At 70.5% G+C, this 17,896-nt stretch carries 21 protein-coding genes; 14 read left to right on the forward strand and 7 right to left on the reverse strand.

Going from position 1 to position 17,896, the window contains the following annotated elements:
• The first annotated feature begins 13 nt into the window (after window positions 1-13).
• From ACIBHY_RS12945 to ACIBHY_RS12955, 3 genes are all read left to right on the forward strand, one after another.
• Window positions 14-280, forward strand: coding sequence for a hypothetical protein (locus ACIBHY_RS12945; protein ID WP_397253460.1), 267 nt, complete (start codon window positions 14-16; stop codon window positions 278-280).
• A 62-nt stretch (window positions 281-342) separates the two neighbouring features.
• A complete protein-coding gene (gene hutU / locus ACIBHY_RS12950) occupies window positions 343-2,004 on the forward strand; it encodes a urocanate hydratase (RefSeq protein WP_397306741.1) in 1,662 nt (553 codons plus the stop codon).
• Between the two features lie 178 nt (window positions 2,005-2,182).
• Window positions 2,183-3,013 (forward strand): MurR/RpiR family transcriptional regulator, encoded by an 831-nt coding sequence (locus ACIBHY_RS12955; RefSeq protein WP_397253464.1) that lies wholly within the window; start codon window positions 2,183-2,185, stop codon window positions 3,011-3,013.
• Here the strand turns inward: ACIBHY_RS12955 and ACIBHY_RS12960 are convergent.
• The 3 genes from ACIBHY_RS12960 to ACIBHY_RS12970 are packed head-to-tail and all read right to left on the reverse strand — an operon-like array spanning window position 2,990 to window position 5,228.
• Entirely contained in the window at window positions 2,990-3,739 is a 750-nt protein-coding gene (locus ACIBHY_RS12960; RefSeq protein WP_397253466.1) for an ABC transporter permease, read from the reverse strand. The two genes, ACIBHY_RS12955 and ACIBHY_RS12960, sit on opposite strands and share 24 nt — an antisense overlap.
• Window positions 3,736-4,689 (reverse strand): ATP-binding cassette domain-containing protein, encoded by a 954-nt coding sequence (locus ACIBHY_RS12965; protein ID WP_397253468.1) that lies wholly within the window; start codon window positions 4,687-4,689, stop codon window positions 3,736-3,738. Before ACIBHY_RS12965 ends, ACIBHY_RS12960 begins: the two co-directional genes overlap by 4 nt.
• Before the next feature lie 8 nt (window positions 4,690-4,697).
• On the reverse strand, window positions 4,698-5,228 hold the full coding sequence (locus ACIBHY_RS12970) for a PadR family transcriptional regulator (RefSeq protein ID WP_397306742.1): 531 nt from the start codon (window positions 5,226-5,228) through the stop codon (window positions 4,698-4,700).
• Between the two features lie 54 nt (window positions 5,229-5,282).
• On the opposite strand from ACIBHY_RS12970, the gene ACIBHY_RS12975 reads away from it, so the two are divergent.
• The 5 genes from ACIBHY_RS12975 to ACIBHY_RS12995 all read left to right on the forward strand — a co-directional run bounded on the left by ACIBHY_RS12975 (window position 5,283) and on the right by ACIBHY_RS12995 (window position 10,632).
• Window positions 5,283-5,969: an SDR family oxidoreductase gene (locus ACIBHY_RS12975; protein ID WP_397306743.1), complete on the forward strand. Its 687-nt coding sequence runs from the start codon at window positions 5,283-5,285 to the stop codon at window positions 5,967-5,969.
• A gap of 26 nt (window positions 5,970-5,995) precedes the next feature.
• On the forward strand, window positions 5,996-7,150 hold the full coding sequence (locus tag ACIBHY_RS12980) for an allantoate amidohydrolase (RefSeq protein WP_397306744.1): 1,155 nt from the start codon (window positions 5,996-5,998) through the stop codon (window positions 7,148-7,150).
• Window positions 7,141-8,466, forward strand: coding sequence for a formimidoylglutamate deiminase (locus tag ACIBHY_RS12985; RefSeq protein WP_397253475.1), 1,326 nt, complete (start codon window positions 7,141-7,143; stop codon window positions 8,464-8,466). The genes ACIBHY_RS12980 and ACIBHY_RS12985 overlap by 10 nt, the downstream gene beginning before the upstream one ends.
• On the forward strand, window positions 8,463-9,593 hold the full coding sequence (gene hutI, locus ACIBHY_RS12990) for an imidazolonepropionase (protein ID WP_397306745.1): 1,131 nt from the start codon (window positions 8,463-8,465) through the stop codon (window positions 9,591-9,593). Before ACIBHY_RS12985 ends, hutI begins: the two co-directional genes overlap by 4 nt.
• Before the next feature lie 109 nt (window positions 9,594-9,702).
• Window positions 9,703-10,632: an RNA polymerase sigma factor RpoD/SigA gene (locus tag ACIBHY_RS12995; RefSeq protein ID WP_379609264.1), complete on the forward strand. Its 930-nt coding sequence runs from the start codon at window positions 9,703-9,705 to the stop codon at window positions 10,630-10,632.
• A gap of 443 nt (window positions 10,633-11,075) precedes the next feature.
• Here the strand turns inward: ACIBHY_RS12995 and ACIBHY_RS13000 are convergent, their stop codons facing one another.
• On the reverse strand, window positions 11,076-11,468 hold the full coding sequence (locus ACIBHY_RS13000; protein ID WP_397306746.1) for a PASTA domain-containing protein: 393 nt from the start codon (window positions 11,466-11,468) through the stop codon (window positions 11,076-11,078).
• 154 nt (window positions 11,469-11,622) lie between these two features.
• Here ACIBHY_RS13000 and ACIBHY_RS13005 point away from each other — a divergent pair, with 154 nt between their 5' ends.
• The 4 genes from ACIBHY_RS13005 to ACIBHY_RS13020 all read left to right on the forward strand — a co-directional run bounded on the left by ACIBHY_RS13005 (window position 11,623) and on the right by ACIBHY_RS13020 (window position 14,441).
• The gene (locus ACIBHY_RS13005) at window positions 11,623-12,012 is read left to right on the forward strand and encodes a zinc-binding dehydrogenase (protein WP_397306747.1); all 390 of its coding nucleotides are present in this window, start codon (window positions 11,623-11,625) and stop codon (window positions 12,010-12,012) included.
• Window positions 12,013-12,276: 264 nt separating this feature from the next.
• Entirely contained in the window at window positions 12,277-13,053 is a 777-nt protein-coding gene (locus ACIBHY_RS13010; protein WP_397306748.1) for a hypothetical protein, read from the forward strand.
• Between the two features lie 114 nt (window positions 13,054-13,167).
• Window positions 13,168-13,476, forward strand: a complete 309-nt coding sequence (locus ACIBHY_RS13015) for a hypothetical protein (RefSeq protein ID WP_397306749.1) — start codon at window positions 13,168-13,170, stop codon at window positions 13,474-13,476.
• A gap of 338 nt (window positions 13,477-13,814) precedes the next feature.
• Window positions 13,815-14,441, forward strand: a complete 627-nt coding sequence (locus tag ACIBHY_RS13020) for a dihydrofolate reductase family protein (RefSeq protein WP_397253488.1) — start codon at window positions 13,815-13,817, stop codon at window positions 14,439-14,441.
• A gap of 169 nt (window positions 14,442-14,610) precedes the next feature.
• Here the strand turns inward: ACIBHY_RS13020 and ACIBHY_RS13025 are convergent, their stop codons facing one another.
• The gene (locus ACIBHY_RS13025) at window positions 14,611-14,958 is read right to left on the reverse strand and encodes a hypothetical protein (RefSeq protein WP_397306750.1); all 348 of its coding nucleotides are present in this window, start codon (window positions 14,956-14,958) and stop codon (window positions 14,611-14,613) included.
• Between the two features lie 648 nt (window positions 14,959-15,606).
• Window positions 15,607-16,173: a TetR/AcrR family transcriptional regulator gene (locus ACIBHY_RS13030; RefSeq protein ID WP_397253491.1), complete on the reverse strand. Its 567-nt coding sequence runs from the start codon at window positions 16,171-16,173 to the stop codon at window positions 15,607-15,609.
• A gap of 73 nt (window positions 16,174-16,246) precedes the next feature.
• On the opposite strand from ACIBHY_RS13030, the gene ACIBHY_RS13035 reads away from it, so the two are divergent.
• Both ACIBHY_RS13035 and ACIBHY_RS13040 read left to right on the forward strand, forming a co-directional pair.
• Window positions 16,247-17,038: an alpha/beta fold hydrolase gene (locus ACIBHY_RS13035; protein ID WP_397306751.1), complete on the forward strand. Its 792-nt coding sequence runs from the start codon at window positions 16,247-16,249 to the stop codon at window positions 17,036-17,038.
• 5 nt (window positions 17,039-17,043) lie between these two features.
• On the forward strand, window positions 17,044-17,529 hold the full coding sequence (locus ACIBHY_RS13040) for a methyltransferase family protein (protein ID WP_397253495.1): 486 nt from the start codon (window positions 17,044-17,046) through the stop codon (window positions 17,527-17,529).
• On the opposite strand, the gene ACIBHY_RS13045 is transcribed toward ACIBHY_RS13040, so the two are convergent.
• Window positions 17,510-17,878: a nuclear transport factor 2 family protein gene (locus ACIBHY_RS13045; protein ID WP_397253497.1), complete on the reverse strand. Its 369-nt coding sequence runs from the start codon at window positions 17,876-17,878 to the stop codon at window positions 17,510-17,512. The genes ACIBHY_RS13040 and ACIBHY_RS13045 overlap by 20 nt on opposite strands.
• Window positions 17,879-17,896: the final 18 nt, after the last annotated feature.

Consider the following 17,896-nt stretch of genomic DNA (forward strand, 5'->3'; position numbering starts at 1 on the left):
GAAGAGAATGGCAATGACGGTCCTGCTCCTGGCCGGTCCGGCCGCCGCCCTCGGGTCCGCCCCGGCCCAGGCGGCGACCGGCCAGTGCGTGGGCAACCGTATCGAGCACCTCGCGGTCAAGACCTCCGGCTCCCTCTCCTGCGGGTCCATCCAGATCGCCAACGCCAAGTACGCCGGCCCGGTGAAGGTGTACGGCAAGGGCCGCTGCATCGCCGCCTCCGCGGTGATCGACGCCGGCCGGAACGAAGCCGTCAAGGTGACTCCCAGCTATCACTGCTGACCTGTACTCTTCGAGTGACATAGGTGAATATGTTCATTCAGTGTCACTCAGAGGAGAGCTTCATGAGCCGGGTCGTGCGCGCGCCCAGAGGTACCACGCTGACCGCCAAAGGATGGCCGCAAGAGGCGGCGCTCCGGATGCTCCGGAACAACCTGGACCCGGAGGTCGCCGAACATCCCGAGCAACTGGTCGTCTACGGCGGCTCCGGGAAGGCCGCACGCGACTGGCCCTCGTTCGACGCGATGGTCCGCACGCTGACCACGCTTGAGGGCGACGAGACGCTGCTGGTGCAGTCGGGCCGCCCGGTCGGCGTGTTCCGCACGCACGAGTGGGCGCCCCGCGTCCTCATCGCCAACTCCAACCTGGTGCCCGACTGGGCCAACTGGGAGGAGTTCCGCAGGCTGGAGGCGGCCGGCCTCACCATGTACGGCCAGATGACCGCCGGATCCTGGATCTACATCGGCACCCAGGGCATCCTGCAGGGCACCTACGAGACGTTCGCCGCAGTGGCCGCCAAGCGATTCGGCGGCACGCTCGCCGGGACGATCACGCTCACCGCCGGGCTCGGCGGCATGGGCGGCGCCCAGCCCCTCGCGGTCACCATGAACGGCGGCGTCGCCATCTGCGTCGACTGCGACCCGCGCAGCGTCTCCCGGCGCATCGAACACCGCTACCTCGACGTCGAGGCGTCCTCCCTGGACGAGGCGCTGCGCCTGGCCTACCAGGCCCGCGACGAGCGCCGCCCGCTGTCCATCGGCGTCGTCGCCAACGCCGCCGACGCCCTGCCCGACCTGCTGTCCCGCGGCGCCGAGATCGACATCGTCACCGACCAGACCTCGGCGCACGACCCGCTGATGTACCTGCCGCAGGGGATCGCCTTCGAGGACATGTCCGCCGCGCGCGAGAAGGACCCCGCGGGATTCACGCGGAAGGCCCGCGAGTCCATGGCCAAGCACGTCGAGGCCATGGTCGGCTTCAAGGACGCCGGCGCCGAGGTCTTCGACTACGGCAACTCCATCCGCGGCGAGGCCCAGCTCGCCGGCTACTCCCGCGCCTTCGACTTCCCCGGCTTCGTGCCCGCCTACATCCGGCCGCTGTTCTGCGAGGGCAAGGGCCCGTTCCGCTGGGCGGCGCTGTCCGGCTCGCCCGAGGACATCCACAAGACCGACCGGGCCATCCTGGAACTCTTCCCCGAGAACGAGCAACTGGCCCGCTGGATCCGCAAGGCCGGGGAGAAGGTCCACTTCCAGGGCCTGCCCGCGCGCATCTGCTGGCTCGGGTACGGCGAGCGGAACCTGGCCGGCGAACGCTTCAACGACATGGTGGCCAGCGGCGAACTCCAGGCGCCCATCGTCATCGGGCGCGACCACCTCGACAGTGGTTCGGTGGCCTCGCCGTACCGGGAGACCGAGGCCATGGCCGACGGATCGGACGCCATCGCCGACTGGCCGCTGCTCAACGCCATGCTCAACACCGCCTCCGGCGCCGCGTGGGTCTCGATCCACCACGGCGGCGGTGTCGGCATCGGCCGCTCCATCCACTCCGGCCAGGTGACCGTGGCCGACGGCACCGCGCTGGCCAGGGAGAAGGTCAGCCGCGTGCTCACCAACGACCCGGGCACCGGCGTGATGCGGCACGTCGACGCGGGCTACGAGGAGGCGGCCGCGGTCGCCGACGAGCGCGGTGTCCGCATCCCGATGAGGGAGTCCTCGAACTCCCGATGATCCGTTACGGCTCCGCCGCCCCACCGCCTCCCGCCGCCGTGGGAAGCGCCCGATCGCCGGGCGCTTCCCACGTCGGACGGCGTGCTCGCCGCCACAAGGCCCGCCTGACCGGCCAAGTGGTGCCCACATTTCGGGATACGCGGGATGGGATCGCATGAGTGACGGCGTTGGAGGTGGCGTGACGCATTCCGGGCTTGAGGCGCTGCTCGACGGGCGGCGCCTGTCGCCTGTGCAGCGCCGGATCGCGCATTACCTGTCCGAGAACCTCGATGACGCGATCTTCCTGTCCAGCGTCGAACTGGCCGAGCGCTCCGGGGTCAGCCAGCCGTCGGTCACCAGGTTCGCGATGGTCCTGGGCTTCGCCGGGTATCCCGAGCTCAAGCAGGCCCTGCGGCCACTCGTGCTGGGCGGGCCGCGCCCCGCCGAGGACTCGCTGATCCGCACCGCGCTCGACGACGAGATCCGCAACCTGTCGGCCGTGCGCGAGCGGCTGAGCGCCCTGCCGATCAAGGAACTGGGCGAGGCGCTGGCCGCCACCGAGCCGCTGCCGGTGCTGGGGCTGCGGGTGTCGTCGGGCCTCGCCACCACGTTCGGCTACTACGCCCGCCGGATCCACCCCGACGTGCGGCTGCTGGTCCACGGCGGTTCCGAGCTGATCGACGGGCTGCACGCGGCGCGCCGCGCGGGCGCGGGGTGGGTGCTGGCGGTCGTGCTGCCCAGGTATCCGGCGGAAGCCGTACAGGCTCTGGAATATGCCGAGAAGGCGGGGCTGCGCACGGCGGTCATCACCGACCGGCCGGACTTTCCCGCCGAGGTCGTGCTCGACGCCCCGGTCGGCGACCGGCTCGTCTTCGACTCCCACGCCGCGCCGCTCGCGCTGGCCATGGCCCTGGTCGAGGCCATGGCCGACGCGGCGCCGCTGCGCACCCAGGCGCGGCTGGAGGAGTACGAGAAGATGACCGAGGAGACCGGAACCTTCTCCGAGCTACCCTGCGATACGCCTCAGTGACCGGACGGACCAGGTCACGGTCAGCAGGGCGAGGCCGAGCATGATGGCGAAGGCCAGCGGGACGTTGACGTCGCCGAGGTTCCCGGCGAACAGCGCGCGGCCCGCCTCGACCGGGTGGTAGAAGGGCGTGAACCAGGCGACCTTCTCCAGCCAGTCCGGGCCGAAGGCCATCGGCAGCAGCGCGCCCGACAGCAGCATCAGCGGCAGCGCGAAGAACTGCATGATCTGCCCCATGGCGTTCTCGTCGCGCAGGCTCAGCGCCAGGCCGTAGGCCACGCCGGAGGAGAACAGCCCGGTGAGCGCCAGCAGGAGCACCATCAGCAGCAGACCGGCGGGGCCGACCCGCATGCCCATGATCACGGCCACCACCATGACGATGAGCGACTGGATCACCAGCACGACCACGTCGCGCAGCATCCGTCCCAGGACGATCGCCGGGCGCCGGGTCGGGCTGACCGCGATGCGCTCCAGGACGCCGCTGCGCATCTCGTAGATCGTGCCGTACGCCACGCCCATCGAGCCGAACAGCGCGGTGATCACCAGCATGCCGGGGGCGAAGCTGGTCAGCGCCTGCCCGAGATCACCGGCGAACCCCATGCCGGCGAACAGCGGGGCGAACAGCAGCAGGTACATGACCGGCTGCATGATGCCGAACAACGGCCAGATCGGGTTGCGCAGCGTGTTCCTGACCTCGTAGGCGAAGAAGAGCGAGGTGTCGCGGATCATACGGCGGCTCCCGTGTCCCTGAGCGAGCGTCCGGTCTTGGCGAGGAAGACGTCGTCGAGCGTCGAGCGGTCCAGCGCGATCGAGCGCAGCTCCAGCCGCTCCTCTTCGAGCCGCCTGAGCAGGGCGGGCAGCATGTGCTCGCCGTCGTCGAGGTAGACGCGCAGCACGTCCTCGTCCACGCGGGCGGCGCGGGCCAGCGGGCCCAGTGCCTCGGCCGCGCGGTCGAGCTCGTCCAGGCGCAGGGTGACCACGTCACCGGAGACCTCGCGCTTGAGGTCGGACGGGGTGCCCTCGGCCACGACCACGCCGTGGTCCACGATCGCCAGCCGGTCGCACAGGGCGTCGGCCTCGTCGAGGTAGTGGGTGCTGAGCAGCACGCTCGTGCCCATCTCGCGCAGCTCGCGGATGCGGTCCCAGAGGTTGGCGCGGTTCTGCGGATCCAGGCCCGTGGTGGGCTCGTCGAGGAAGAGCAGCGGGGGCGCGTGCACCAGCCCGAGCGCGATGGCCACCCGCCGCTTCTGGCCTCCCGACAAGGTACGGCCCGGCCGGTCGGCCAGCTCCAGCAGGTCGAACCGGCGCAGCACGTCCTCGGCCGCCCGGCCCGGGTCGGCCACGCCATAGATCTTGGCCGCGAAGACGATCTGCGCGCGCGGGCTGCTGGCCTCCTCCACGCCGCCGGCCTGGGAGACGTAGCCGAGGTTGCGCCGTACCCCCGCGGGGTCCTTGAGCAGGTCGTGCCCGGCGACGACGGCCTGGCCGGCGTCGGGGACGATCAACGTGGCGAGCATTCTGATCGTGGTCGTCTTGCCCGCCCCGTTGGGGCCGAGCACGCCGAAGATCTCGCCCTTCTTCACCGCGAGGTCCACACTCTTGACGGCCTCGACCGTCTGGACGCCCTTTCTGCTCTTCGTGGTGAAGGTCTTCCTTAAGTCCGTTGCTTGAATGATCATTGTTCTCCTCAGGGAAGCTCGTCGGCTTCCACCTTTTTCACGGCTTCCTCGCACCAGGCGAGCTGGGCCTTGAGCATGCCGATGTTGAGCTTGAGGTTCTCGTCGATGTGCCGGGGCGCGCCCGCGCCCCGCTTGGCGCCCAGGGCCCGCTCGGTCATCGCGATCGCGATCGTGAGCTGCTCTTTCCTGTCGCGCAGCGCGCCGAGCAACTCGGGCTTGCCGAGCCGGTCCATGAACGTCATCGCGACCTGGAACGGGTCGACGATGGGCTTGATCTCGTTCCAGAACGTCATGAGCAGATGGAAGAACTGGTAACGGCCGTCGTCGCTGAGCGCGTAGACGGTCTTTCCGCCTTTGCCGCTCTCCACGACGTCCAGCAGTCCTTCGTCGGCCATCTTCGACAGCCCGTGGTAGATCGACCCGTAGGCGACGTTGGCCCAGAAGTCGGCGCCCATCATCTCCAGCTGCCTTCTGACCTGGTAGCCGTTGAGCGGGCCGTCGAGCAGGGTGCCGAGGATGAGTACACGCGTCGAAGACATCCTCAAGTTTGAGTTCAAATTTGAGTATGTGTCAAGGGTGACTAGGGTGACGGCATGAGTGAACGACCGATCGCGCTGGTGACGGGGGCTTCTCGCGGGGTGGGCGCGGCCGTCGCGCGTGCCTTGGCCCCGACCCACCGACTGATCCTCGGCGGACGCGACGAGAAAGCCCTGGCCGAGGTCGCCGCGGACCTTCCCGGCGCCCGGGTGTGGCCGGTGGAGCTGACCGGCCTGCGGGCCGCGGACCTGCCGGACGTCGAACGCCTGGACGTCCTCGTGCACAGCGCGGGCGTGGCCGAGCTGTCCCGCATCGCCGACACCCCGGCGAGCGTCTGGCGCGACACCTACGAGATCAACGTGGTGGCCGTCGCCGAGCTGACCCGCCTGCTGCTGCCGGCCCTGCGCGCCGCCGAAGGTCACGTCGTGTGCGTCAACTCCGGCGCCGGCCAGCGTGCCAACCCGGGCTGGGCCGCCTACGCCGCCAGCAAGTTCGCGCTGCGCGCCTTCGCCGACGCCCTGCGCCAGGAGGAGCCCGCACTCCGCGTCACCAGCCTCTACCCCGGCCGCGTGGCCACCGACATGCAGCGCGCGGTGCGCGAGCAGGAGGGCGGCGCGTTCGAGCCGGACAAGTACCTGGCCGCGGAGACCGTGGCCGGCGCGATTCTCGGTGCCGTCACCGCGGGCGCCGACGCCCACCTGACCGATCTCATCCTCCGCCCGCGGAGCGGCCCTGTCCTATGAATGGATTCATTCACTAGAGTGACCCCATGCTTGGAGAACTTGCGCACATCGGGCGGGATCCCGCGACCAACGGCTATGTCCGGGATGCCTGGTCGGCCGTGGACCTGGAGCTGCGGGAATGGTTCGCCGGGGAGGCGGGCCGGCGCGGCCTCGATCTGCGCGAGGACCGCAACGGCAACCTCTGGGCGTGGTGGGGCGACCCGTCGGTGACGCCAGGCGTGGTCACGGGCAGCCACCTCGACTCGGTACGGCAGGGCGGCGCCTACGACGGCCCCCTCGGAGTCGTGTCGGCCTTCCAGGCGCTCGACCTGCTCAAGGAGCGAGGCTTCCAGCCGGGCCGGCCCCTCGGCATCGCCTGCTTCACCGACGAGGAGGGCGCCAGGTTCGGGGTGCCGTGCATGGGCTCGCGCCTGCTGACCGGTGTCCTCGATCCCGACCGGGCCAGAGGGCTGGCCGACGACGACGGGCGCACACTGGCCGAGGTGCTGGCCGCGGCGGGGCGCAAGCCGTACGGGCTGGGGAAGGACGAGGAGACGCTCGGGCACGTCGGCGTCTTCGTCGAGCTGCACGTCGAGCAGGGCAGAGGGCTGGTCGACCGCGGCCGGCCGGTCGGCGTGGCCAGCGCGATCTGGCCGCACGGCCGCTGGCGCTTCGACTTCCGCGGCCAGGCCAACCACGCCGGCACCACGCGCCTGGAGGATCGCGACGACCCGATGCTCGCCTACGCGGGCAAGGTGCTGGCCGCCCGTGAGGCGGCGCGCCGCTACGGCGTGGTCGCGACGTTCGGGAAGGTGCGCGTCTCGCCCAACAACGCCAACGCCATCCCGGGACAGGTCTCGGCGTGGCTGGACGCCAGAGGCGCCTGGGAGCGGGCGGTACGGGCGCTGGTGGCGGAACTGAGCGCGGGCGAGCAGGTCAGCGAGGAGTCTTGGACGCCGGTGGTCGACTTCGACGAGGCCCTGCGTGAGCGCGTCGCCGCCGCGGCCGGAGACGTGCCGGTCCTGGCGACCGGGGCCGGGCACGACGCGGGCATCCTCGCCTCGGCCGGGGTGCCGTCGGCGATGCTGTTCGTGCGCAACCCGACCGGCATCTCCCACTCGCCCGCCGAGCACGCCGAGGAGGCCGACTGCGCGGCCGGGGTCGAGGCGCTCGCCCACGTCCTGGAGGACCTGTGCCGCTGACCTACTGGTGCGAACAGGCGTGGCTGCCCGACGGCGTCGCCGAGAGCGTGATCGTCGAGGTCGGCGGCGAGCGCGTCGCCGCCGTCACCCAGGGCCCGCCGCCGCCCGGCGCGCGGCGGCTGCCGGGGATCACGGTGCCGGGGCTGGCCAACGCCCACTCCCACGCCTTCCACCGGGCGCTGCGCGGCGCCACCCAGACCGGCAGGGGCGACTTCTGGACCTGGCGCGACCAGATGTACGAGATCGCCGCCCGGCTCGACCCCGACTCCTACCTGACCCTCGCGCGCGCCGTCTACGCCGAGATGGCGATGGCCGGGATCACCTGCGTGGGCGAGTTCCACTACCTGCACCACGCCCCCGGCGGGCGCCCGTACGCCGACCCCAACGCCATGGGACACGCGCTCGTGCGGGCCGCCCGCGAGGCCGGGCTGCGCATCGCTCTGCTCGACACCTGCTACCTGACCGGCGGCATCGGCACGCCGCTGGCCGGCGCGCAGGCCCGCTTCGGCGACGGCGACGCCGAGCGGTGGGCTCTGCGGGCCGAGGACCTGGCCGCGCGCTACGCCGGACAGCCCGACGTGGTGGCCGGAGCCGCGATCCACTCGGTACGCGCGGTGCCGCCCGAGCAGATGCCGCTGGTCGCGGAGTTCGCCCACCGGCACGCCGCGCCGCTGCACGCCCACGTCTCCGAGCAGCGGGCCGAGAACGCCGCCTGCGTCGAGAGGTACGCGGCCACGCCGGTGCAGGTCCTGCACGAGCGCGGCGCGCTGGGCCCGCGCTCGACCGCCGTGCACGCCACCCACCTCACCGACGCCGACGTCGAACTGCTCGGCGGCTCGCGCACGCACGTCTGCATGTGCCCGACCACCGAACGCGACCTGGCCGACGGCATCGGCCCGGCCAGGACGCTCTTCGACAAGGGCGCGCCGATCACCCTCGGCTCCGACAGCCACGCGGTGATCGACCTGTTCGAGGAGGCGCGGGCGGTCGAACTCGACGAGCGCCTGGCCAGCGAGAAGCGCGGCCACTGGCGCGCCGCCGAACTGCTGTCGGCCGCGACGGCCGCCGGCCACGCCTCGCTGGGCTTCCCGGACGCGGGGGTGCTGGCCGAGGGCGCGTGGGCCGACCTCGTCACGGTCCGCCTCGATTCCGTCCGTACGGCCGGCGCCACGGGAGCCGAAGCGGTGGTCTTCGCGGCGACGGCGGCGGACGTGTACTCGGTGGTCTCCTCGGGCCGCCAGATCGTGGCCGACGGCCACCACATTTCCGGAAATGTCGGTCAGATGCTGGCCGAGGCGATAGGAGCCCTGCGGTGAGCGCGAAACTGATCGACGGCATCGGCCTCCTCTACACGGGCGACCCCGCCCGCGAGGAGATCGCGGACGCCGCCATGGTCGTCGAGGACGGCCGCGTCGTCTGGACCGGGCCCGCGGCCGAGGCGCCGGAGGCCGACGAACGTGAGGACGCCGCCGGGCGCTGCGTCATCCCCGGCTTCGTGGACAGCCACGCCCACCTGGTCTTCGCCGGTGACCGTACCGCCGAGTTCGACGCGCGCATGTCCGGCCAGCCGTACACGGCCGGAGGCATCCGCACCACCGTCGCCGCCACGCGCGCCGCCAGTGACGCCGAACTGGCCACGCACGCCGCCGCGCTCCTCGCCGAGATGCGCCGCCAGGGCACCACGACCGTCGAGATCAAGAGCGGCTACGGGCTCAGCGTCGAGGACGAGCGGCGCTCGCTGGAGATCGCCTCCGGGCTCGTCGACGAGACCACCTATCTGGGCGCGCACGTGGTGCCCGCCGGGGTGGACGCCGACGACTACGTGCGGCTCGTGGCGGGGGAGATGCTGGCGGCCTGCGCGCCGTACGCGAAATGGGTGGACGTCTTCTGCGAGCGCGGCGCGTTCGACGGCGACCAGACGCGGGAGATCCTCACCGCGGGCATCAAGGCCGGGCTGCTGCCCAGGGTCCACGCCAACCAGCTCACCGAGGGGCCCGGCGTGCGGATCGCCGTCGAGCTCGGGGCGGCCTCCGCCGACCACTGCACGCACCTGACGGACGCGGACGTGGACGCGCTGGCCTCCTCCGGCACCGTGGCCACGCTGCTGCCGGGGGCCGAGTTCTCGACGCGCTCGCCCTACCCGGACGCGCGACGCCTCATCGACGCCGGGGCCACCGTGGCCATCGCGACCGACTGCAACCCCGGCTCGTCGTTCACCTCGTCGATGCCGTTCTGCATCGCGCTGGCCGTACGGGAGATGAGGATGACGCCGCTGGAAGCCGTCAGGGCCGCCACGTACGGCGGGGCCCGCGCGCTCCGGCGGGAGGACGTCGGCGTGCTGCGGCCGGGGTCGCGCGCGGACTACGTGACCCTCGACGCACCCTCGTATGTGCACCTCGCATACCGCCCGGGCGTACCCTTGGTAGCGGCCGTCTCCTCCTGAAGGAGGACAACCAGAACCATCCCAGCGGCGTACCTGTTTAGGGAATCTTTGCTTCGGACCACACGTTGGCCGGGTATAGAACGCAGCTGCGGGAACGAGGTGCCTGGGGATGGCAAGGCCTACGGGGAGTCGCACGCAGGAGGTCGCCGAACGCGACCTGCTCGGAACCTATCTGGCGGAGATAGGCCGGGTCCCGCTGCTCACCGCCGAGGAGGAGGTCGAGCTCGCCAAGCGGATCGAAGCGGGGCTTTTCGCCGAGCAACTGCTCGACAGCGGAGGCTCGGAGCCCCGCATCGGGGACGTCGCCGACGAGGAGCTCGAACGGCTGGCGATATCGGGACAGCGGGCGAAGGACGAGTTCATCCAGGCCAACCTCCGGCTGGTCGTGGCGGTTGCCCGGAAGTACTCCGGGCGGGGGATGCCGCTGATCGACCTGGTCCAGGAGGGGAACCTGGGACTGGTGCGAGCGGTGGAGAAGTTCGACTACCAGCGGGGGTACAAGTTCTCCACGTATGCCACGTGGTGGATCAGGCAGTCGGTCGGACGGGCCATTCACGAACAGGCTCGCCCGGTACGGCTGCCCACGCATGCCGGTGAGCAGATGACCCGGCTGATGCGGGTACGGCGTGACATGCTGGCCGAGTTCGACACTGAGCCCACTGATGACGACCTCGCTCAGGTCCTGGAACTGCCCATCGAACGGGTTCGCGAACTGCGCCGGTGGGCGTCCGACCCCGTTTCGCTGCAGCTTGGCGTCGGAGACGAGGACGAGACCGAGCTTGGCGACATGATCGCGGACGAGACGTGGGCCGATCCCGAGCAGCAGGCGATCGAGATCCTTGAGCGTGAGCGGCTTGACCAGTGGTTGACCGACCTGGAGGGCGACACCTCCGAGATGCTGAGGTGGCGCTACGGGCTGGTGGACGGGCGCGAGCACACGCTGACCGAGGTCGGAGAGCGGTACGGGATCGGGCGAGACCGGGCCCGGCGGATCGAGCGAGACGCCCTGGCCCGGCTCCGCAAGATGGCCGCCGCCTAAAAGCGAGGTCATCGCGCTTCGCGCTCAGGCGTGTTGCCTGGCGAAAGGCAAGGTCATCGCCTTGGGCGCGCTTCGCGCTTGTGGGGCTCAGGCGTTTCTCCAGTCGAGCCGGGGCTCGACCCCTGTCGGGCCTCCGCTTCGCTCCGGGCGCCTTGCTTTGGGGCCCCACCCCTTGCCCGGCTGGGTGGCCGACCAGCTCCTGCCCACCCGTGCCGGTAGGTAGGGGGCCGGGTGGGTGTCCTTGGCCGGGCAACGGGTCTTCGTTGCTCTGGGGCGGCGCCGGTCTTTCGATGCCCGGAGATTGATCAAAGGTCCAGAGTCAGTGGGTCTAGGCGGTGCTCACCTCAACCTGGTCGTCTCTCCGGCGGACCGGATGCCGCCCATTGCGCTTCCGGATCTCCGATGACATGGGCCGAACCGGCCCAGAGTTGCCATCGCACAGGCTATTCGCCGTGCTTCTTGGCCCACAGGGTGATGCGGGTCGCCGGGTCCGCCTTGCGGCCCGCGGCCGGTGTCTGCCTGGTGACGACCCAGTTGCGGTCGTAGATCTGCAGCCGGTCCTGTCCGGTGGCGTCCTGGTCGTCGAGGAAGTAGAAGCCGGCCGCCTGCATGGTGTCCTGGGCGGCCTGCAGGTTCATACCGACGACGTCGGGGATCTTCGCTCTCGCGGCTGACGGTTCCGGGGGTTCGGGGGAGGATGTCGGGGACTGGGTGGGGCCGGACGGTGACGTGATGGTCGTGGCGGGCGCCGGTGCCGGCAGGCCCGCCGTACCGGGGGATGAGCAGGCGGCGCACGCGAGCGTGAGCACGGCGATCGAGCTGAGGGACATCCGCATGAACGCACTCCTTGCCTGAGGTAGGCCCGCAGGGTGTTCCTCGACGGATGCGAGCCGGTTGACACCGCCTTTCTGAGCGGACAACCCGGACATGGATCCGGGAGGTCGCATAGCCCTGACCTTTGCGTACCGCCGCCCAGGGAATCGTCTCGCGATGTCTTGCCCGGTAGCGCGAGGCCGCGTCGACCGTGCCCTGGACACGGCCCCGACCGGCGGCCGGATCGACCGCCCCGACCAGACCAGCCCGGCCGGCGGCTCACTGCCGGCCCTCATCAAGCTGACCGGCGACCCCGACCGCGTCCTCACCGTCTCCGACTTCGCCGCCGCGGCCGAACTGGGCACCCGGATCACCCGCATCGACATGCGCTACGACCGGCTGGACGAGTTCGCCCGGCTGGCCGGCGAAGGCGTCCTGGCCGTGTCGGTCGCCCGTACCTACACCCTCGACCAGATCCCCGAGGCCGCCGGGCTCAGCCAGTCGCGTCGTCCCGGCGGCAAACTCATGCTCGTCCCGAATCATCCACGCGAGCAGCGGCGACAATGATCAATTCCAACGGAGGCCCTCTGCTCGGGTGAGCGCCGCGGCCGGTCGGGAAGCGGGACCGGTCCCGATCGGGCCGGGCTGGGTTGCGGCAGCCCGGCCACCTCCGCCTGGTTCCAAGGCGCACCCTCTCCTTAGGCCGCCCGAAGGAATGCTTGATCGACTGGGGGGTCGAAGGCTCGCTAGGGTGAGGCGTTCGATCACCTTCACCCCAGGAAGTGCCACGTGTCCCGTCGATACCGATTAAGCCTTCTCGCCCTTCTCGTCGTGGGCGTCTACGTCGTCGCGCTGGCGATCGTCGGAGCGCTCGCCCTGATCTCGGGCGATCTGAGCGCGATGTTGCGGCTGACGCTGGTGCCCGAGATGGATGAGAGCCTCGCGGTGACGTGGCGCAGCGTGGTCATCCTGGGGCTGGTCGGCGCGATGTGGGCGTGGGCGCTGTGGCAGGGCCTGCGCGGGCCGCTGGTGGGCCCGCCGTTCGAGATGGATCGGGACACGGCGCGACTGCGGATCGCGCTGTACGTCGCGGCGGCGTCCTGGCTGATCTATCCCCTCGTGACGTCCTGGTCATGGTGGATGAGCCTGCTCGACGCCGCGGTGATGCTGGCGGTGGTGTGGTTGTACCACCCGGTGCTGACGCGTGGCCTGAAACATGGCGACCACATGCGGTCCTTCGGCGTCGTCGCGTACGGAAGCGTCGCGGTCTCCGAGGTGCTCGACTGGCTCGGCATGCCCGTGGGCGACTTCCTGGTCCTGGTCGGCGGGGTGGCGGGACTGCTGTGGACCGTGCTGATCCTGCGGGCGCAGCGCAATGACGGCCGCTGGCAAACCTCCACCGTGGCGTACGGCATCGCCGCCCTGGTCCTGATGCTGACCTCCTCGCTGCTGGACCGGCTGCTGGAAGGCGTCGGCAACGTCCCCGGCACGGTCTCGGCGGTCGCCGGCGCCCTGAGCCTGATCTGGCTGACCCGCTCCGCCCACGACCTCGCCAACCCACGCCACGAGGCGACGGTCCCGCCTGCGCCTCTCACCGCGCAGCCGTGACGACGGTTCGTGCGATGGGTGACGCGTGAACGCGTTGCGCGGCCTTGGCTGGGAGTCGAAGATGCCGGTATGCGCGGACGTACACGGGCTTGGGGCCGGCGGATCTTGCTTCTGTTGTCGGTACCGCTCGGCGTGGGTACGGCGGTGGCCAGCAACCAGGTGCTGACCGATGCCGGATGGAGCTGGGGGTGGACGGGTGTCGCCGTGGCGGTGGCCGCGGCCGGCGCGCTGGTCGCGTTCTGGCTGACCCGGCCGTCCGCCGCTGAACCCGATCCTCCGTCCGATGGCGGGGGACCGTCCGGCGTTTCGGCCACGGGGGAGCGGTCGGTCGTTGTCAGGGGTGAGAACAGCGGGATCATCTCCACGGGCGACGGCGCCACCAACATCCAGACGCGTCAGGACCACACCACCGACGAGGGCTGAGTCGACTCTTCGTGGTGGCGGCCCGGCGTACGTCAGGGCGTCCAGCATCGATTCCTCCGGGGAGACGGGAACCGTCTGGCCCGATCGGGCGCACCCCACCTCGAAGGTGGTGTTGGGCGGAAACGTTCGAGGTGCAGGCGTCCGGCGGGGAAGGCGGCCCCGGCCGCGGCGAGCGCCGGCGCGGGGCCGCAGCAGTACACCAGCGCGTGTTCCCGAACCTGTCAAGCCGTCAGCTCGCCGAGGCAGTGGCGGTGGCCGCGCGGACGCACGAGGGACCGATCGATGAGTTCGGCGCGCTCCCCGGGTCGTAACAGTCCAACGAGAAGAAAGGCGGGACCATGAAACTGACGACCATCATGAACGTCTCTGTCGACGGCGTGATGCAAGGCCTCGGCGGGTCGGATGAGGACCGCAGGGGCGGATTCGAGCGCGGTGGATGGGCGCTGCCGCTCTTCGACGACGAGGCCGAGGCGTTCCTCGGCGCGGTCTACCAGCGCGCCGACGCGTTCCTGTTCGGCCGCCGGACCTACGAGATCTTCGCCGGCTCGTGGGGAACCGGCTCCTGGGGGGCGGAGCAGGGCGACAACCCGATCTCAGCGGCCCTGAACTCCCGGCCCAAGTACGTGGCCTCGACCACGCTCGGCGACCCGCGATGGGCGGACACGACCGTCCTGTCCACAGACGTGGCAGCCGCCATCGGCGACCTGAAGGCCAAACCCGGAGGCGAACTACAGGTACACGGCAGCGGCGACCTGGTCCGCTGGCTGTTCGCCAACCAGCTGGTCGACGAGATCATCCTGATCACGTATCCCGTGGTCGTCGGCCAGGGCAGGCGGCTGTTCCCCGACGCCGGCCCGGACACGGCGCTGGAACTGATCGACTCCCGAGCCACCTCACATGGCATAACGATCCAGGTCTACCGGCCCAGCGGCCGTCCGCAGTACGCGACCGACACCACGACCTAGGAGGCGTGGCCGGCGGGTTCTCCCGGGCCGAAGCCGTACGGCGGCGCCCCCGCCGGTATCCGTCCGGCCCAGCACTGTGGATCTTCCCGCCCGGGAGGCCGGCCTGGGAGCCGGCGTCGGCATGGTGAAGACGGGGAGGAGCGCTTCACACGCCCCTTCCCGGGTGCATCTAGCGCGCGAGGATCCATGAGTCAGTGAAGTGCTTGCCGCCGGGGTGGTAGGCGGTCGACCTCCCGCCGTGGCCGGCCCAGTTGCCCAGGACGGTGTTGCAGTTGAAGCCGGAACTGCACCACTTGCCGGCAACGCGCCACTGTGAGTGGGGGCGGGCCTCGCAGGTCACGGCAACCATGGTGTCAGTTGCCACGAAGTCCCGACACGAGGCCGCATTGGCGCTGCTGCTGGCGCTGGCGCTGGTTCCGAAGCCGGCGGTGGTGAGGACGGTGGCGAGGGCCGCGACGGCGGCCGCCTTGGGAAGGAACTTGCTGCGAAGGCCGGGCAGAAAGCGGGGGACTTGCATGAGCGTCTCCTTCGACTCAGGTGCCGATGGCTGACAAGGCCCGGCTGGCCTTGCCTTCATCGACCTGTCAGGGACCCGCGACGGGAGCGGTTGCGGCCGTCTCGGGTTCACACGCTCGGTGTGAACAGGTCCATGGCCCTGATCTTGGTGGGCCCCCTTCACCGCGGCCTCACCGCGCGCTCACCGGCTCAACGTGGTCCGGTGAGCACGGCCGGTCCGAGCCTTCGACCAGGAGCGGGCCACGGGGCGAGACACTCGACGCGCTTCGGCCGTTGATGGGGGTCCGATGGGTCAGGGGCGCTTCGGCCAGGTTCGTGTCACTGAGGTTCGCGCCGGCCGGTCACATCGACGTAGCCGGCCAAGGACACCCAGCCGGTCCCCACCGCAACCGGCACGGGTGGGCAGGAGCTGGCTGGCCGCCTAGCTGGGCAAGGGGTGGGCGGGATCTGGCCATGGGCAGTCAGCCGGCCCCCACCCCAACTGGCACGGGTGGGCAGGAGCTGGCCAGCCGCCTAGCTGGGCAACGGGTGGGGCCTCGATATGGCGGCCCGACCGAAGGGAGGCCCTTCAGGGGTCGAGCTTCAGCTCGACTGGAGAAACGCCTGAGCTCCAGAAGCGCGAAGCGCGCCAAGGGCGATGACCTTGCCTTTAGGGGCGGAGGAGGCGGTGAAGGAAGTCTTCCACCGCCTTCTCGGCGCCTTCCAGCTCGTTCCCCCTCGCCACCAGCAACACGCTCTCGTTGATCGCGGCCAGCAGCATGTGCGCGTACACGTCCAGTGCCGCTCTCGGCACCCGTCCGGTCGCCCTCAGCGCTGCCTTCAGCATGCCGAACGCGTGCCGTTCCTCCAGCGCTCGCCATCTCTCCCACCCCAGTACGGCGGGTGCGTCGATCAGCACGATGCGGCGGGTGGCCGGGTCGTGGGCCATTCGTACCCATGCCAGGCACCCCGTCACCAGAGCCTCGGCCGGGTCGGCGATGCCCTTCACCGCCTCCATCAGCCGCACCCCCACGGACGTCTCCACCTGCTCAAGTACCGCCTCGAACAGGGCGTCCTTGCCCGAGTAGTGGTGGTATAGCGCCCCCCGGCTGAGCCCCGTCTCCTGCAGGACGGTTTCGATCGAGGTGCCCTCGTAGCCCTGCTCGGCGAACAGGCGTCGCGCGACCGTGAGGACCCGGTCGCGGGTGGCCGCGCCCCGCTCTGCCTTGAGGTTCATGAACCAACTCTAGACATACCGACTGCCAGTCGGGTATTTTCCAGACCGACAGTCGGTTTGTTTGGAGGCGTTCATGCTCAACCACATCGACGAGGGCCAGGGGCCGGCCACGCTGTTCGTGCACGGCGTGGGCACGAGTTCCTACCTCTGGCGCAACGTCATCGCCGAGCTACGCGGCGAACGGCGATGCGTCGCACCCGATCTGCCCGTCCACGGCGACAGCCCGATCGCCGACGACCTCACTCTGCCGGGACTGGCGGAAGCGCTGGCCGAGTTCTGCGACGACCTGGGACTCGACCAGGTCGACATGGTCGCCAACGACACCGGCGGCGCGATCGCCCAGATCTTCGCGGTACGCCATCCGGACAGGCTCCGTTCCCTCACCCTCACCAACTGCGACGTCCACGACAACACCCCGCCCGAGGCCTTCCGCCCCACCGTCGACCTGGCCGCCAAAGGCGAGCTCGTCCCCCTGGTCGAGGCCCTGATCCAGCACCCCAACCTGATCGGCCAGAGCGTGTACGGCGAGGGCTACGAGCGGATCGACGACCCCGAGGCCCTCGTGGAGGCGTACCTGCGGCCGATGTTCGCCAAGCCCGGCGGCGGGCGGGCCTTCGAGCGGCTCCTGGCCGGGATCGACGCCAAGGAGATGGTGGCCATCGAGCCGCAACTGACGGTGCTTGCCGTGCCAACGCTTGTGGTGTGGGGTACGGGTGACGTCTTCTTCGGCGTGGAATGGGCGCGCTGGCTGCGCGACACCATCCCGGGCGTGCGGGAGGTCGTCGAGATCGACGGTGGCCGGCTCTTCTTCCCCGACGAGCGGGCCGCCGAGCTCGTCCCTCATCTTCGGCGCTTCTGGGGGTAATGCGGATGCGGAAGCCGGTGGCGGCGACGGTGACGTCGTTGTTCTTCGTCCTCGGGCCGGGGCTGGTGGCCGGGGTGGCGCCGTGGCTGATCACCGGCTGGCACTCCGGGCCGATGTGGCCGCCGCTGCGGGGGCTCGGCGGTGTCATGGTCGTGGCGGGGGCGGTGGTGATCGTGCCGGCGTTCGTCCGCTTCGTGGTCGAGGGGCTGGGCACGCCGATGCCGGTGGCCGCGCCGAGCCGCCTCGTGGTGGGGGGTTTCTATCGCTACGTCCGCAATCCCATGTACGTGGCCGTCGAGCTGGCCATCGTCGGGCAGGCCCTGCTGCTCGGACGGCTGAGCCTGCTCTGGTACGCGGCGCTCGTCGGGATCGTCACGTGGTCGTTCGTGCGCTTCTACGAGGAGCCGACGCTGCGCCGTACCTTCGGGCAGGAGTACGAGGACTACCGCAGGGCGGTGCCCGCCTGGATCCCTAGGCTCCGGCGGGGGTGACCTGGAAGACGGCGGCCTTCCACTCGCCGTCCTGGCGGACCAGGGTCGTCGTGGCCTGGTAGCGCACGGTCTGCTTCTCGGTGCCGTTCACCAGCACGTCGATCTCGACCAGGCTGATGTGGACGAGGCTGTCCTCGGTCAGCCGGACCACGCGGTGGCCGGACTGCTCGGTGCGGGTGTAGGGGTTGCGGTTCTCGGCGAAGCCCTTGAGGATCGCCTCCCGGTCGGTGATGACGCCCCAGGGGGAGACGCTCACCGGTTCGGCGGTGAGGAAGCGGTCGAAGAAGGCGGCGTCGCCGTTCCTGTTGGCTTCCCACGAACGCTCGGTCAGCTCAATGATCTCGTTCATCGTCGTCTCCTCTACGTA

The organism is Nonomuraea sp. NPDC050547 (genome assembly GCF_044457345.1).
Taxonomy (GTDB): Bacteria; Actinomycetota; Actinomycetes; order Streptosporangiales; family Streptosporangiaceae; genus Nonomuraea.